The following is a 15,643-nucleotide window of genomic DNA, read 5'->3' on the forward strand; positions in this document are numbered from 1 at the left end:
ATCCTCACGGCACCGATCGCGTGTCCTCGAACAAAAGTGGGGTGCTCATGTCAGACGAAGCGAACAAGGGCCTATTGTCGCCGCTACGGCGCAAACTATTGATGGGAATGGCGGCCGTGCCGGCCATCACGATGCTGCCGCGGGCATCTTTTGCGCAGGCCCCGGCGACCTCGGCGGTCAATACCACGGGCCTCGCGGTCACCGACACCGAGGTGACGGTCGGCATCCTGCATTCGGCGACCGGCACCATGGCGATCTCCGAAACCGGCTCGATCGAAGCCGAAAAGCTTGCGATCGAGCAGATCAACGCCATGGGCGGCGTGCTCGGGCGCAAGATCAAGTTCATCCAGGAAGACGGCGCCAGCGACTGGCCGACCTTTGCCGAAAAGGCCAAGAAGCTGCTGGTCAACGACAAGGTCGCGGCGATCATGGGCTGCTGGACCTCGGCATCCCGCAAGGCCGTGCTGCCGGTCATGGAGCAGTATAACGGCATGCTCTATTACCCGACCTTCTACGAAGGTCTCGAGCAGTCCAAGAACGTGATCTACACCGGCCAAGAAGCTACGCAGCAGATCCTCGCGGGCCTGAACTGGATTGCCAAGGAGAAGGGCGCGAAGTCGTTCTTCTTCATCGGCTCCGACTACATCTGGCCGCGCACCTCGAACAAGATCGCGCGCAAGCACGTCGAAAACGTGCTGAAGGGCAAGGTCGTCGGCGAAGAGTATTATCCGCTCGGCAACACTCAGTTCAATTCGGTCATCAACAAGATCAAGCTGACCAAGCCCGACGTGATCTTCACCGACGTCGTCGGCGGCTCGAACGTCGCGTTCTACAAGCAGCTCAAGGCCGCCGGCATCGACCTCTCCAAGCAGGCGCTGCTGACGATCTCGGTGACCGAAGATGAGATCGACGGCATTGGCGGCGAGAACATCGCGGGCGCCTATGCCTGCATGAAGTACTTCCAGTCGCTCGACAATCCCAACAACAAGACCTTCGTCCCGGCGTTCAAGAAGATGTGGGGCGAGAAAACGGTGATCGGAGACGTCACCCAGGCTGCCTATCTCGGCCCGTGGCTGTGGAAGTTGACCGTCGAGAAGGCCGGCTCCTTCGACGTGGACAAGATCGCGGCGGCGTCGCCCGGCGTCGAGTTCAAGGGTGCGCCGGAAGGCTATGTGCGTATCCACGAAAATCATCACCTCTGGTCGAAGACCCGGGTGGGGCGCGCCAAGCTCGACGGCCAGTTCGAACTGATCTTCGAGACCGCCGATCTCGTCGAGCCGGATCCGTTCCCCAAGGGCTACCAGTAAGACGAGAGCTACCAGTAAGACACGGCGTTCGTCGTCGTTTCCCTTTCAGGCAAAACCTCTCCCTGGCGTGGACCGCAAATCCACGCCCAAGACCCCCGCGTCGCGAACCTGCTCGCGACGCGGGACCCTTTCCCCGACGGAGGACATCGATGTTCGGCGACTATTCGCTTGGTGACCTTGGCTCGATCTTCGTCATGCAGGGCTTTGCAGGACTGATCCTGTTCTCGGTCTACGTCCTGATGGCGCTGGGTCTTGCGATCATCTTCGGCCAGATGGGCGTCATCAACATGGCTCATGGCGAGTTCATGATCCTTGGGGCCTACGTCACCTGGATGACCTCGAGTTTCTTCCAGTCCTATTTGCCGAGCCTGTTCAGCGGTTACTTCTTCCTCGCGATGATCCTGGCCTTTGTGGCATCCGGTGCGCTGGGAATGCTGGTGGAATGGGTGCTGATACGGCATCTCTATAGGCGCCCGCTCGATACGCTGCTCGCGACCTGGGGCCTCAGTCTGATCCTGCAGCAGGCCTATCGCTCCGTGTTCGGCGCACGCGAGGTCGGCGTCGAGCTGCCGCAATGGATGCTCGGCTCCCTGCATGTAAGCGACAGCATCGAAGTGCCGATCAACGGTGTCTTCGTGATGTGCCTCACCGTCCTCATCACCGTCGGCGTCGCCTACGTGATGTACAAATCGCGCTGGGGCCGGCAGGTGCGCGCCGTGGTGCAGAACCGCATCATGGCCGGGGCCGTCGGCATCAACACCGAGAAGGTCGATCGTTACACCTACGGCCTCGGCTGCGGCATTGCCGGTGTCGCCGGGAGTGCCTTCACCATGATCGGGTCGACCGGACCGACCTCCGGACAGCTCTACATCGTCGATACGTTCCTGGTGGTCGTGTTCGGCGGTGCTGCGAGCCTGCTCGGGACCATCGCCTCGGCTTTCTCGATCTCGCAGACCCAATCCACCCTCGAGTTTTTCATGTCGGGCTCGATGGCCAAGGTGCTGACGCTGCTCGCCGTTGTCGGAATCCTGATGCTGCGGCCGCAAGGGCTGTTCGCCCTCAAGGTCCGCAAGTGAGAAACTGGGGCTGATGCAATGACCGACAATCGCTTCTTCAATCGATCGGAGTTCATCGGAATTCTGGTGCTCGCCGTCTTCCTTGTGGTGGTTCTGCCGCTCACGCTCGATGTCTTCAGGCTCAACCTGGTCGCAAAATATCTGACTTACGCCTTCGTCGCGCTGGGGCTGGTGGTCTGCTGGGGCTATGGCGGCATTCTCAGCCTCGGCCAGGGCGTGTTCTTCGGGCTCGGCGGCTACTGCATGGCGATGTTCCTCAAGCTCGAGGCGTCGAGCGTGGAGAACACCAAGATCCAGTCGACCCCCGGCATTCCGGATTTCATGGACTGGAATCAGATCACCGCGCTGCCGCTGTTCTGGAAGCCCTTCAGCAGCCTCAGCTTCACGATCGCCGCCATTATTCTCGTACCCGGCATCTTCGCCCTCATCATCGGCACCGCGATGTTCAAGCGCCGGGTCGGCGGCACTTACTTCGCCATCATCACCCAGGCGGTCGCGGCCATTCTCACCATCCTGATCGTGGGCCAGCAGGGCTACACCGGCGGTATCAACGGCATGACCGATCTGCGCACGCTGAAAGGATGGGATATCCGTCCCGACCACGCCAAGATCGTGCTGTACTTCTTCGAGGTCGGGTGCCTGTTCGCCTGCATCATGATCGCGCAGTTCGTCCGGCACTCCAAGCTCGGACGCATCCTGGTCGCGATGCGCGAGAAGGAAGACCGCGTCCGCTTCTCCGGCTACAGCGTCGCCAACTTCAAGATCTTTGCCTTCTGCGTCGCCGCCGTGTTCGCCGCGATCGGTGGTGCCATGTTCGCGCTCAATGTCGGCTTCATGTCGCCGTCCTTCGTCGGCATCGTGCCGTCGATCGAAATGGTGATCTACACGGCGGTCGGCGGCCGGCTCTCGATTCTCGGCGCGGTCTACGGCACGCTTCTGGTCAACTTTGCCAAGACCAGTCTGTCGGAAACCTTTCCCGAATTGTGGCTGTTCGGACTGGGTGGGCTGTTCATCGCCGTGGTCCTGGCCTTCCCGAACGGCCTTGCCGGGATCTGGGGCGATTATGTGCAGCCGCGCATCGACCGCCTGATCTATTCGGGCAAACCGAAACCCGCAGGTTGGACCGACAGCTCGGTCGCCGACGGCGCCCCGGCGGAGTGAGGAGATCGTCATGCTCATAGGTCACCAGCCCAAGGAATTCCTGCTCGCCGTCGAAGCGCTGACCGTGTCGTTCGACGGGTTCAAGGCGGTCAACGGTCTCTCATTCTACGTCGACGAGAACGAGATCCGCGTCATCATCGGTCCCAACGGCGCCGGCAAGACCACCGTGCTCGACCTGATCTGCGGCAAGACCAAAGCAACGTCTGGCTCGATTCAATTCCGCGGCAAGGAGCTGACGCGGATGAAGGAAAACGAGATCGTCAAGACCGGGGTCGGCCGCAAGTTCCAGAACCCGTCGATCTATGACGATCTCACAGTGTTCGAGAATCTGGAGATTTCCTACCCGCGCGGACGCTCGGTGTTCGGGGCGCTGACCTTCACGCGCGACGCGGCGGTGCGCGACCGGGTGCATGAAGTCGCCGAAATGATCTTCCTGAAGGACCGGCTGAACGTGAATGCCGATCTGCTCAGTCATGGCCAGAAACAATGGCTCGAGATCGGCATGCTGCTGATCCAGGACCCGGACCTGCTGATGCTCGACGAGCCCGTCGCCGGCATGAGCGTGTCCGAGCGCGCGAAGACCGCCGAACTCCTCAACCGCATCATCAAGAATCGCTCGGTGCTGGTGATCGAGCACGACATGAAGTTCGTCGAGGACATCGCGCACAAGGTCACCGTGCTTCACCAGGGCCAGATCCTCTCGGAAGGGACCATGGAGAAGGTGAAGAACGACCCCAAGGTTGTCGAAGTCTATTTGGGTCACTGAGGAGAATCTCGATGCTGGCTATTTCCGATCTTCACGTCGCCTACGGCCAGAGCGAGGTGCTGCACGGGCTCAACGTCAAGGTCGCGCCCAACGAGATCGTGGCGATCATGGGCCGCAACGGCATGGGCAAGACCACGCTGATGAAGTCGCTGATGGGCATCCTGCCGACCAAGAGCGGCTCGGTGACCATGGATGGCGCCGAGCTTGGCAGCCTACCGAGCTACGAGCGGGTGGCCAAGGGCCTCGCCTATGTACCGCAGGGCCGCATGATCTTCTCCACCATGACCGTGAAGGAGAACATCGAGACCGGCCTCGTGGTCTCAGGCAGGACCGAGGTGCCCGGCGACATCTACGAACTGTTTCCGGTGCTGCTGGAGATGAAGGACCGCCGTGGCGGCAATCTCTCCGGCGGTCAGCAGCAGCAGCTCGCGATCGCTCGCGCGCTGGCGACCAAGCCAAAGGTGCTGCTGCTGGACGAGCCGACCGAAGGCATCCAGCCGTCGATCATCAAGGAGATGGCGCGCACGCTCAAGCGCATCCGCGATGAAAAGGGATTGTCGATCGTCGTGTCCGAGCAGGTCCTGAGCTTCGCGCTCGATATCGCCGACCGTGTGCTGGTGATCGAGAACGGCGAGATCGTCCGTGACGATCCGCGCGACGCCGTCGATGCCGCGCAGGTCTCGAAATATCTGTCTGTCTAATCAACCGTGTAAAAGGAGAGCTTCTCGATGCCAGAGACACTGATCAAGGTCGATCTCACCAAGTCCGCTTACGAAAATGACATGGTGCATAATCGCTGGCACCCCGACATCCCGATCGTGGCCTGGGTCAATCCCGGCGACGATTTCATCATCGAGACCTATGACTGGACCGGCGGCTTCATCAAGAACAATGACTCCGCTGACGACGTCCGCGACATCGATCTCTCGATCGTGCACTTCCTCTCCGGCCCGATCGGCGTCAAGGGCGCCGAGCCCGGCGACCTCCTCGTCGTCGACCTGCTCGACGTCGGTCCGATGAAGGAGAGCATGTGGGGCTTCAACGGCTTCTTCTCCAAGCAGAACGGCGGCGGATTCCTGACGGATCACTTTCCGCTGGCGCAGAAGTCGATCTGGGACATCAAGGGCCTCTACACCTCGTCGCGGCATATTCCGGGCGTCAATTTCGCCGGCTTGATCCATCCCGGCCTGATCGGTTGTCTGCCTGATCCGAAAATGCTGGAGACCTGGAACAAGCGCGAGGCCGAGCTGATCGCGACCAATCCGACCCGTGTGCCCGGCCTTGCCAATCCGCCATTCGCGCCGACCGCTCATGGCGGCCGCGCCAAGGGCGACGTCAAAGACAAGATCGGCGCGGAAGGCGCGCGCACCGTGCCGCCGCGTGAGCACGGCGGCAATTGCGACATCAAGGATCTCTCGCGCGGCTCGAAGATCTACTTTCCGGTCTACGTGCCCGGCGCCGGGCTCTCGATGGGCGATCTGCACTTCAGCCAGGGCGACGGTGAGATCACCTTCTGCGGCGCAATCGAGATGGCCGGCTGGCTGCATCTGAAGGTCAAGGTGATCAAGGACGGCATGGCGAAGTACGGTGTCAAGAATCCGATCTTCAAGCCGTCACCGATCACGCCGAACTACAAGGACTATCTGATCTTCGAAGGCATCTCGGTCGACGAAGCCGGCAAGCAGCATTATCTCGACGTCACCATTGCCTATCGCCAGGCTTGCCTGAATGCGATCGAATATCTGAAGAAGTTCGGCTACTCCGGCGCCCAGGCCTATTCGATCCTTGGCACGGCACCGGTTCAGGGTCACATCTCCGGCGTGGTCGACGTGCCCAATGCATGTGCCACGCTATGGCTGCCGACGGAAATCTTCGACTTCGACGTGATGCCGTCGTCGGCCGGACCGATCAAGCACATCAAGGGCGATATCCAGATGCCGATCTCGCCGGACAAATAGTCCCTGCGCGACGGGATGCGGGACGGCGTATCTGCCGCCCCGCATCCGCCGCGGTAGTTCTCACAGACAACAGCGTAGGGATGATGCGATGCCGGTCTATGAATATCTCTGTAACGATTGCGGTCCGTTCAAGGATATGCGCCCGATGGCCGAATGCGACGATCCGCAAGGCTGTCCGCAATGTGAAATCATGGCGCCGCGCGTCATCCTGACCGCCCCGAATTTCTTCTGCATGCCGTCGGAGACGCGCAAGGCTCACGCCCTCAACGAGCGCAGCACGCACGCGCCGCAGACGCTGGCGCAATACAAGGCCGCGCACGGCCCCGGTTGCGGCTGCTGCTCCACGGGCAAGAATTCGTCCAAGAACGCGCCGGACAAGAAGAAGCCTGCGCGGCTGGTGACCAAGACCAGGAGCGGCGCCAAGGGCTTCCCGACTGCGCGGCCCTGGATGATCAGCCACTAATTCGCGCGGGCAATCTCAAACAGGGTAGAGGAGCAATTCAGATGCTTCACGGTGACATCTCCAGCAGCAACGACACCGTCGGCGTCGCAGTGGTCAACTACAAGATGCCACGCCTGCACACCAAGGCCGAGGTGCTCGATAACGCCCGCAAGATCGCCGACATGGTGGTGGGCATGAAGGTCGGCCTTCCCGGCATGGACCTCGTGATCTTCCCGGAGTATTCCACCCAGGGCATCATGTACGATTCCAAGGAGATGTATGAGACCGCTTGCGCGGTGCCCGGTGAAGAGACCGCGATTTTTGCGGAGGCCTGCCGCAAGGCCAAAGTCTGGGGCGTGTTCTCGCTGACCGGCGAGCGTCACGAAGAGCATCCGAACAAGGCGCCCTATAACACCCTGATCCTGATGAACGACAAGGGTGAGATCGTGCAGAAGTACCGCAAGATCATGCCCTGGGTGCCGATCGAGGGTTGGTATCCCGGCAATTGCACCTATGTCTCCGACGGCCCGAAAGGGATGAAGGTCAGCCTGATCATTTGCGACGACGGCAATTTCCCGGAGATCTGGCGCGACTGCGCCATGAAGGGGGCCGAGCTGATCGTGCGCTGCCAGGGCTACATGTATCCGGCCAAGGAACAGCAGATCCTGATCTCCAAGGCGATGGCGTGGGCCAACAACGTCTATGTCGCCGTCGCCAATGCAGCCGGCTTCGACGGCGTCTATTCCTATTTCGGCCACTCCGCGATCATCGGCTTCGACGGCCGCACGCTGGGTGAGTGCGGCGAGGAGGACTACGGCATCCAATATGCCCAGCTGTCGAAACATCTGATCCGCGATGCCCGTCGCAACGGTCAGTCGCAGAACCATCTCTACAAGCTGGTCCATCGCGGCTACACCGGCATGATCAATTCCGGCGAAAGTCCGCGCGGCGTCGCGGCCTGCCCCTATGATTTCTACAAGAACTGGATCGCTGATCCCGAAGGCACGCGGGACATGGTCGAGGCCATGACGCGCTCGACGCCCGGGACCGCGGAATGCCCGATCGACGGCATCCCGAATGAAGCAGCGCCCACCAATTACTGAGCCATTGCCGTCACGGAAGATAGGCGCGTATGCGTGCCCATTTTCCGCGTTGAAGTTGAAGACGCTGTGGCTGGCGACGAACGTCGCTCTGGGCTGCCAGCCATCGATGTGAACGGCCGTACATGCGCGTGGACATTCTGACGCAGGATCGTGCGTTGAATACGAATTTGCCATGCAGAACCGTGGCGCGGTTGCAACATCAGCTGTTGAATCAACCCAAGTTGTGGCTCGGACAGCCGATTCCGCGGATTCCGTAGTTTGACGGAGGGAACTCGTCGCCTAGTTTGCCGACGCGCGGCTGAGGCGCCGCTGACGGGGGCGCTGGGGTGGAGTTTCGATCGCGATCGAGCGGACAGAGCCGGCTGCGCCTTGGTGCGGCCGCGTCGTCCGTCGTTGCAGTGCTGTTCGGCCTCTGCCTGCCGACGAACATCGCCGGAGCGCAGCAGGTCTTCAACGGATCGCAGACCACGCCGAACGGTATCATCAACGGCGGCGGTGGGGTGTGGGACACCACCACCACGAATTGGACCGACGTCTTCGGTTCCACCAGCAGCACCTACGATTCCGCATCGGTCGGCACCGTATTTGGCTACTCGGGAGTCTCGACGCCGGCCACGGCCGGCACCGTCACGGTCGCGCCGAGTGGCGTCCAGCTCACCGGTCTCGTGGGCTTCGATGTCACCGCCGACAGTTCGGTCTACACCATCCAGGGCGGCGACCTCCGGCTGGCCTCGGGCGGCACCACGTTCTTCACCAACGATGTCACCGGCACGGCGGATCCGTCGGCCGTGATCGCCTCGCGGATCGCCGGCAGCGGCGGGATCAACGTTCAGGGACCCGGGATTCTGGCGCTGCTCGGCGCCAACACCTATACCGGCGATACTTTCATCTGTTCATGCACGGCGTTGCAACTCGGCGACGCGACCCACACCGCGAGGATCATCGGCGCCGTCACCAACGACGGTCTCTTCAACATCGTCAACGCCGACACGTCGGGCATTACGTCGCTCCTGAATAATTTTTCCGGCGTGACGACGTTCCTCAACGCGACCTCCGCCAGCTCTATGGTCATCACCAACAGCGGCCAGCTTTACTTTGGCGATCCGTTCGGGACCGGGACCGACACCGCCACGGCCGGCCGGGCGACCATTACCAATGATGGCTTGATCGGCTTCTTTGGCCGGACCAATGCAGGTTTGGCCAACATCACCAACCAGAACGGCGGCACCACCGCATTCGTCGATCAAGCCTCGGCGGGCTCGGCGATCATCATCAACAAGGACTTTGGCGGCACGAGCTTCGGCGCCGTGCCGGCAAGCACCGCGAGCGCCGACAACGCAACAATCATCAACGATGTCGACGGCCAGACCGCCTTCGGCGCTTTGTCGACGGCCGCCAATGCCACCATCATCACCAAGGATGGCGGCGCGACCAAGTTCTACGACAATTCCACAGGCGGCGACGCGCGCTTCATCACCACAGGCACAGGCATCGTTGACTTTGGCAGCAGCCTCGGCCCGCACGGTGACGGCCGCATCACGGCCGGTTCGATCGAAGGCAATGGCACCTACTATGTCGGCGGTGGCAACACGCTCGTCGTCGGCAGCAACAATCGCTCGATGCTGGTCGACGGTGTCATCGGCGACTACGACCCCTGCGGGTGCGGTTTCATCGGTTCCGGCTCTCTTGAAAAAGTAGGCAGCGGAACGCTGATCCTTTCGGGCACCAATACCTACACCGGCACCACGACGGTGAATGGCGGCATCCTGCGGGTCGACGGCGACATTTCCCAATCGAGCCTGACCACCGTGAATGCCGGCGGCGCGCTGTTCGGCGCCGGGATCGTCGGCAATACCACCATTGCTGCCGGCGGCATCTTCGCGCCCGGCGACGGCGGGCCGGGCTCGAGCATGCTGGTTTTGGGGGACCTCGCCCTTCAATCCGGCGCGGTCTACCTCGTGCAGGTCGGCAGCGGAGCCACCGCGAGCTTTGCCAACGTTCTCGGCAATGTCGGCCTGAATGGCACGGTCGGCGTCTCGCTTTACGCCGGCAGCACGATCTTGCCGCAATACAAGATCATGCAGTTTTCCGGCTCTGCCACGGATAACTTTGCCGGTGTCGCCGCTCCCGGCGGCCTGATTGGCACGACGACCGTAGATCCTGCCGGCACTGTCTATCTCAATTTCACACTGGACTATGGCGCGAAGTACGCCCTCAACGTCAATCAGAAGAACGTCGCCACGACGCTTCAGAATTTCTTCAACGCGAACGGCTTTCTGCAAGCGGAATTCGCGGGCCTGGCCCCGGCCGGCCTGGCGCAGGCTTCCGGCGAGCCGGCGACGGTTACGCAGCAGACGACGTTCAACGCGATGAACCTGTTCCTCGGCTTGCTCACCGACGTGTTCGGCTCGGGACGCAGCGGCACGCCGGGTGCGACGCCATATGCCGACGAGACGAGCGCGAACGCGTATGCGGCCACCGGCAAGGCCGCGCGTGACAAGGGCGGACGGGACGCGTTGGCTTCAATCTACCGCAAGGCACCGGTTGCCACCTTCGAGCAGCGTTGGGACGTGTGGGCGGCCGGCTATGGTGGATCGCAGACCACCGACGGCAACGCCGGCCTCGGCTCCAACAACACCAGCAGCAGCGTCTATGGCACCGCCGTCGGCCTCGATTACCGCTTCTCGCCGGCGACGATCGCCGGCTTTGCGCTTGCGGGCGGCGGCACTGGCTTCAACACCAACGGGCTCGGCTGGGGCCGCTCCGACCTGTTCCAGGCGGGTGCCTTCGTGCGTCACACAGCGGGAGCTGCCTATGTCACGGCCGCGCTGGCCTATGGCTGGCAGGACGTCACGACCAATCGCATCGTCACCGCCGCCGGCGTCGATCAGTTGCGTGCACAGTTCAACGCCAACGCGTTCTCGGGCCGCCTCGAGGGCGGCTATCGCCATGCCATGCAGTGGATCGGCCTCACGCCCTATGCGGCGGTCCAGGCCACCATGTTCAGCCTTCCGAGCTATTCAGAGTTCGCGGTCGTCGGCAGCAATGTCTTCGCGCTGAATTATGCCGCCAAGGACGTGACCAGCACGCGCACCGAGCTCGGCCTGCGCGCGGATAGGTCATTCGCCGCGGCCGGCGGCCTGATGACCCTGCGCGGACGCGTCGCCTGGGCGCATGACTACAATCCGGACCGCACCGTCGGCGCGGTGTTCCAGACGTTGCCGGGATCGGCGTTCGTCGTGAACGGGGCCGCCCAGGCGCGCGATTCCGCGCTGACCACGGCGGCGGTGCAGATGAACTGGATGAACGGCTGGTCCGCGTCAGCGACCTTCGAGGGCGAGTTCTCGAACGTCACCCGCTCCTACGCCGGCAAGGGCGTCGTCCGCTACGCCTGGTAAGCTTCTACCTCTTCTGCTGCGGAGGCTTGCGCGGCGGGCGCGGGGCGGCGGCGGGGCTGGACGTTCCGCTCATCTTGTTGGCGGCCTCGCTGACGTCGAGCAGCGAGCGACGGATGTCCTCGAGGAAGTTCGCCGATTTCTTCCTCATGGTATCGGCGAGCTCGTGCAATCCCTGTATCTTTTCGAACAGCTCATCCGCCTTGCCGTCGGCAAAGCCGGGCACCACGCCCTCGATCTTTGTGACCGCCTTGTCAAACCCCGCGAAGGCGCTGTCGACCTTGGCCATGACGGAATCGATTTCGCCGCCCTTGCTCCTGAGATCGGCGGTGTAGTTCTCGAACGTGCGCAGGCCCTCCTTGATTGCCGGGGCGTTGCTGACGATGCTGCGATCGACACTATGCAGGGTGTCGACGATGGATTCGGCGTCGCTGAGATCGGCGGTCAGCACGGGGACGCCGTCCGAGTCGAGCGGCACCGGCGGAGCGGAGGGGGCACCGCCGATCAGCGACACCGCGGCGACGCCGGTGAGGCCTTGGAATTCGATGCCGGCCACGGTGTCCTTGCGGATCGGCGCAGCATTATCGAGCGACACCAGCGCCACGACCTTGCGGGGGTTGTCGAGCTTGATCGACAGGATCTGGCCGGCGGGAACACCGTCGAAATTGACCGGCCCGCCGCGGCGAAGTCCGCTGGCCGAGCCGCCCTCGAACACCACGCGCAACTGGCTGCGGCTCTGGATGGTGCGCCATTTCTGCACGCCGAGCAGGCCGCCGAATGCCACGGCGATCACCGCCAGGGTCGCCGTTCCGATCACCAGATTGCTCGCGCGTGCCATGCGGGGCGATTTTACGGCCAAAGCGGGGAAGTTGGAAGGATGATGCTGTGGCCGCAATCCTAAGTGGGACGGGTTAGCGAAGCGTAACCCGCCACTGCCTCTCGCGTTTGTCGCAGGGATTGGCGGATTGCGCTGTGCTGATCCGCCCTGCGCGACGTCAATGCCCGGCGGCGCGTTTAGCCGCAGCATTGTTCAGGACGATGAGGGCATCGACGGCGACGCCGGTCCTGGCATTGATCAGGAACGGATTGACGTCGATCGAGGCGATCCGGTCGCCGGCGTCCGCGATCAGGTTGGACAGGCCGACCAGCGCCTTCACCGCCGAAGCCTCGTGCAAGGCCGGCTTGCCGCGATAGCCGCGCATCTTGATGCCGGCCTTGGTGCGGCCGATCAGGAGCCGCGCCTCCGCCTCGTCCAGCGGCGCGCCGGCGAGCGCCACGTCCTTCATCAGCTCGATGTCGACGCCGCCGGTGCCGAACAGCACGACCGGACCCATTTCGGCGTCGAGCGAGGCGCCGACCACGAGCTCGAGGTCAGCCTTGACCTGTTGCGCGATCAGGATGCCGTCGAGCTTCGGTTTACCCTTCAGCTTGTTCACCCGCGCGGTGATGTCGGCGAACGCCTTCTTCACCTCGGCCGCGCTGGTGAGATTCAGCACCACGCCGCCGATGTCGGATTTGTGCAGGATTTCGGCGCTGACGACTTTTGCCACGACCGGGAAACCGATCTGCTTCGCGATCTTCACGGCCTCGGCTGCGGTCTGTGCGATGGCCTCCTTCGAGATCGGGATGCCATAGGCCTTCAGGAGCTTCTTCGAGGCGACCTCGTCGAGCGCGGGGCCGGTTGCCGATTTCAGCGCCTTCTCCAGCACGGCACGCGCGGCAGGCGTCGAGCTCGAGACCATATCGGGCACTTCCTTGCGCAGCTTGGCGTAGTCGAGCAGCGACTTGATCGCGGTCACCGCGCGATCCATGCCCTGCATGACCGCGAGATGCGGCAGCGATTTGCGCAAGGACTTGGTGAACTCGGTGAAGCCGATCGACATCGCGCTGATATAGATCACCGGCTTCGAGGCCCGGCTCGCCATCTCGTCGACGATGCGCAGATTGCGCTCGCGCAGCTCGTGCGGCGCCTTTGGCAGCTCGGAATCGACGATGACGATGTCGATATCGGGGTCGTCGATCATCAGCTCGATCGATTTCATGTAGACGGAGGGATCGACCACCGCGGCAAAGCCGGCGTCGAGCGGATTGCCGACGATCGAACCTGGGCCGAGCATTTTTGCCAGCTCCGAGCCGACATGCGGGCTGAGTGGCGCAAAATTCAGGCCTTCTGCATCGAAGGCGTCGATCAGCATGCCGCGCTTGCCGCCGGACAGCGTCACTGCAGCGAGCCGGTCGCCCTTGGGCACAGCGGCGTGGACGAAGCATTCGGTGGTCTCGATCAGCTCGTCGAGCCCGCCGACCCTGATGACTCCTTCGCGGGTTGCAACGGCGTCGAATGTCTCGATCGAGCCCGCGAGAGCGCCGGTGTGTGCCATCGCCGCCGCGCGGCCCCCCTCGGACGCCCCGAGCTTGAACGCGATCACCGGTTTGCTCGCGGCGCGCGCCGCCTTACAGGCGTCCCGGAATGCCTTGGTGTTGCGCACGCCTTCGAGGTAGACCACAATCACCTTGATGCTCGGATCCTCGGCAAAATAGCGCATCAGGTCCGGCGTCTCGAGCCCGGCCTCGTTGCCGGTCGTCACCATGTAGCCGACCCCGACGCCGCGATCTTCCAGCGCCTGGCGGATCGCCATGACGATGGCGCCGGATTGCCCGGCAATCGCCACCGCACCCTGCTCCATGGTGACGATACGGTCGTCGATATTGGTGAAGAGCTTTTCGCCGGCGCTCAAATTGCCCAGGCAGTTCGGACCGGTGACCGCCAATCCCGTCTCGCGTACGGCGGTTTGCAGTTCGGCGGCGAGCCTCTGGCTTTCCGCGTCCTGCAACTCGCTGAAGCCCGAGGTGACAATGGTGGCCGAGCGCGCGCCGGCCGCGGCGGCATCGCGGATCACCTGCACGGCGAAGCGCGCTGGCACCAGCACCAGCACGTGATCGGGCTTTTCCGGGAGGCCTGCAAAGTCCTTGTAGCAAGGGACACCCCAGATGGTGTCGCGTTTGGCATTGACCGGATAGAGCCCGCCCTCATAGCCATATTTGACCAGGTTGTTCCAGATGCGCTCGGCATAGTTGCCGGGCTTGTCGGTCGCGCCCACCAGCACGATGTTGTGCGGATGCAGCATGGCGTGGATGCCCTTGACGATGTCGTTCGCATCGGGCGGTGGAGACCATGAGCGCGGAGAAACGGACGCAGCAGATACGCGAGCTTCCATGGCGTGACCTCACCTGTTGTTCTTGTTGGTGGCGCGTCACTCTGTTCTATGGCGAGTTCTTCGGAGTGGCAACCACGCGGGTGGGTATACCGTGCGATGGAATGAGCACGCACCAGGCACAGGCGACCGACGCGTTCGGATCACGGGCCGCGTTGTCGTTCAGTATCTCAGGATCCCGAGCTTGTAGGCGCAGTGATAAGCCAGCTGCTTCGCCAGATAGGGAGCGATGGCGCGCCGGATCTGCATCTGTGTCGGATCGAAGCCGAGAAAGCGGCGCCGCAGGATCCCCATCTCCCTGACGCCTACCGCATAGGTGGATGCCGTCTTTTGTGCGTCATGGATTCGGAAGCAGGCGAGAAATCGCGGCAAGCGTGCGAATTTGAATCCTGCTGCTTGCGCCCGCAGGATGAAGTCCCAATCCATCGCGTAGTGGAAGCTCTCGTCGATCGGCCCGATCTTGTCCCACACGCGCTTCCGCCAGAACATCGTCTCTTGCGGAATGTAGTCGGCATATTGCAACGCCTTGGCGTCATGGGGCGGCAGCACGGCGCGGCCTACCTCGAGTCCCTCGTGATCGACGAAGACGCGATGGCCGTAGACGATGTCGACATGCGGATGGGCGATGAAGTAATTTGCGACATAGGCAAGTGTCCCGGGCAGCAGCATGTCATCGCTGTTGAGATAGGCCATGATCTCGCTCTCGACGCCGGCGAAGCCGAGATTGATGGCGCTGGACTGTCCCTTGTCCGGTTCGCTCTTCCAGCTCAGACTTTCGCCGCGGCTCTTCAGAAAATCGAGCGTGCCGTCGATCGAGGCGCCGTCCTGCACGTGATAATAAAGGTTCGGATAGTTCTGGCCGACGATGCTGTCGATCGTGGCGCCGAGATATTGCGCATGGTTGTAGCTCGGCGTGACCATCGCGATCCGGGGCGCACTCGCATCGATTGCAGGCGCCGGAGGGAAGGCCACTAGGTTGAGCAGGCGCGGCGGATATTGCTCGAAGGTCCACATCGGCGGGCGGCGCCAGAGGCTCCGAAGCGAGGAGCGTCTTTGCCCGGCGGCAATGAGATCCTGGTTCCTCTCCAGGAGCGCGACGCGATTTTCAAGCTGTTCGAGACGCTGCCTGAACTCCTCGTCCATCACCGTTTTTCTCGCAAATTGCAGCGCAAAATACTCAATGGGCCATTCTAATAGGTCTCCGGCCGACGACGCCAGTTCAG

The 15,643-nt window shown here is 62.6% G+C and carries 12 protein-coding genes; 9 read left to right on the forward strand and 3 right to left on the reverse strand.

Annotated elements, in window-relative coordinates; genetic code table 11:
* The first annotated feature begins 47 nt into the window (after window positions 1-47).
* From urtA to IVA88_RS00890, 9 genes are all read left to right on the forward strand, one after another.
* Window positions 48-1,307, forward strand: coding sequence for an urea ABC transporter substrate-binding protein (gene urtA / locus IVA88_RS00850; RefSeq protein ID WP_247495407.1), 1,260 nt, complete (start codon window positions 48-50; stop codon window positions 1,305-1,307).
* A 149-nt stretch (window positions 1,308-1,456) separates the two neighbouring features.
* Entirely contained in the window at window positions 1,457-2,383 is a 927-nt protein-coding gene (urtB, locus tag IVA88_RS00855; protein ID WP_247495408.1) for an urea ABC transporter permease subunit UrtB, read from the forward strand.
* Window positions 2,384-2,401: 18 nt separating this feature from the next.
* Window positions 2,402-3,544, forward strand: a complete 1,143-nt coding sequence (urtC, locus tag IVA88_RS00860) for an urea ABC transporter permease subunit UrtC (RefSeq protein ID WP_247495409.1) — start codon at window positions 2,402-2,404, stop codon at window positions 3,542-3,544.
* Between the two features lie 10 nt (window positions 3,545-3,554).
* Complete coding sequence (urtD, locus tag IVA88_RS00865; RefSeq protein ID WP_247495410.1) at window positions 3,555-4,310, forward strand: urea ABC transporter ATP-binding protein UrtD; 756 nt, start codon at window positions 3,555-3,557, stop codon at window positions 4,308-4,310.
* An 11-nt stretch (window positions 4,311-4,321) separates the two neighbouring features.
* Window positions 4,322-5,011, forward strand: a complete 690-nt coding sequence (gene urtE / locus IVA88_RS00870; RefSeq protein WP_247495411.1) for an urea ABC transporter ATP-binding subunit UrtE — start codon at window positions 4,322-4,324, stop codon at window positions 5,009-5,011.
* Between the two features lie 27 nt (window positions 5,012-5,038).
* Entirely contained in the window at window positions 5,039-6,268 is a 1,230-nt protein-coding gene (gene fmdA / locus IVA88_RS00875) for a formamidase (RefSeq protein WP_247495412.1), read from the forward strand.
* Between the two features lie 88 nt (window positions 6,269-6,356).
* Window positions 6,357-6,731: a zinc ribbon domain-containing protein gene (locus IVA88_RS00880; protein ID WP_247495413.1), complete on the forward strand. Its 375-nt coding sequence runs from the start codon at window positions 6,357-6,359 to the stop codon at window positions 6,729-6,731.
* A 41-nt stretch (window positions 6,732-6,772) separates the two neighbouring features.
* On the forward strand, window positions 6,773-7,813 hold the full coding sequence (locus IVA88_RS00885) for an aliphatic amidase (RefSeq protein ID WP_247495414.1): 1,041 nt from the start codon (window positions 6,773-6,775) through the stop codon (window positions 7,811-7,813).
* A gap of 326 nt (window positions 7,814-8,139) precedes the next feature.
* Window positions 8,140-11,211 carry an autotransporter domain-containing protein gene (locus tag IVA88_RS00890; RefSeq protein ID WP_247495415.1) on the forward strand — a complete coding sequence of 1,024 codons (3,072 nt, stop codon included), beginning with the start codon at window positions 8,140-8,142 and terminating at the stop codon, window positions 11,209-11,211.
* Between the two features lie 4 nt (window positions 11,212-11,215).
* On the opposite strand, the gene IVA88_RS00895 is transcribed toward IVA88_RS00890, so the two are convergent.
* From IVA88_RS00895 to IVA88_RS00905, 3 genes are all read right to left on the reverse strand, one after another.
* Complete coding sequence (locus IVA88_RS00895) at window positions 11,216-12,046, reverse strand: MlaD family protein (RefSeq protein ID WP_247495416.1); 831 nt, start codon at window positions 12,044-12,046, stop codon at window positions 11,216-11,218.
* A 157-nt stretch (window positions 12,047-12,203) separates the two neighbouring features.
* Window positions 12,204-14,423: an acetate--CoA ligase family protein gene (locus IVA88_RS00900; RefSeq protein ID WP_247495417.1), complete on the reverse strand. Its 2,220-nt coding sequence runs from the start codon at window positions 14,421-14,423 to the stop codon at window positions 12,204-12,206.
* A gap of 159 nt (window positions 14,424-14,582) precedes the next feature.
* A complete protein-coding gene (locus IVA88_RS00905) occupies window positions 14,583-15,563 on the reverse strand; it encodes a glycosyltransferase family 2 protein (RefSeq protein ID WP_247495418.1) in 981 nt (326 codons plus the stop codon).
* Between the last annotated feature and the right edge of the window lie 80 nt (window positions 15,564-15,643).

This window comes from Bradyrhizobium sp. 149, assembly GCF_023073915.1.
Taxonomy (GTDB): Bacteria; Pseudomonadota; Alphaproteobacteria; order Rhizobiales; family Xanthobacteraceae; genus Bradyrhizobium.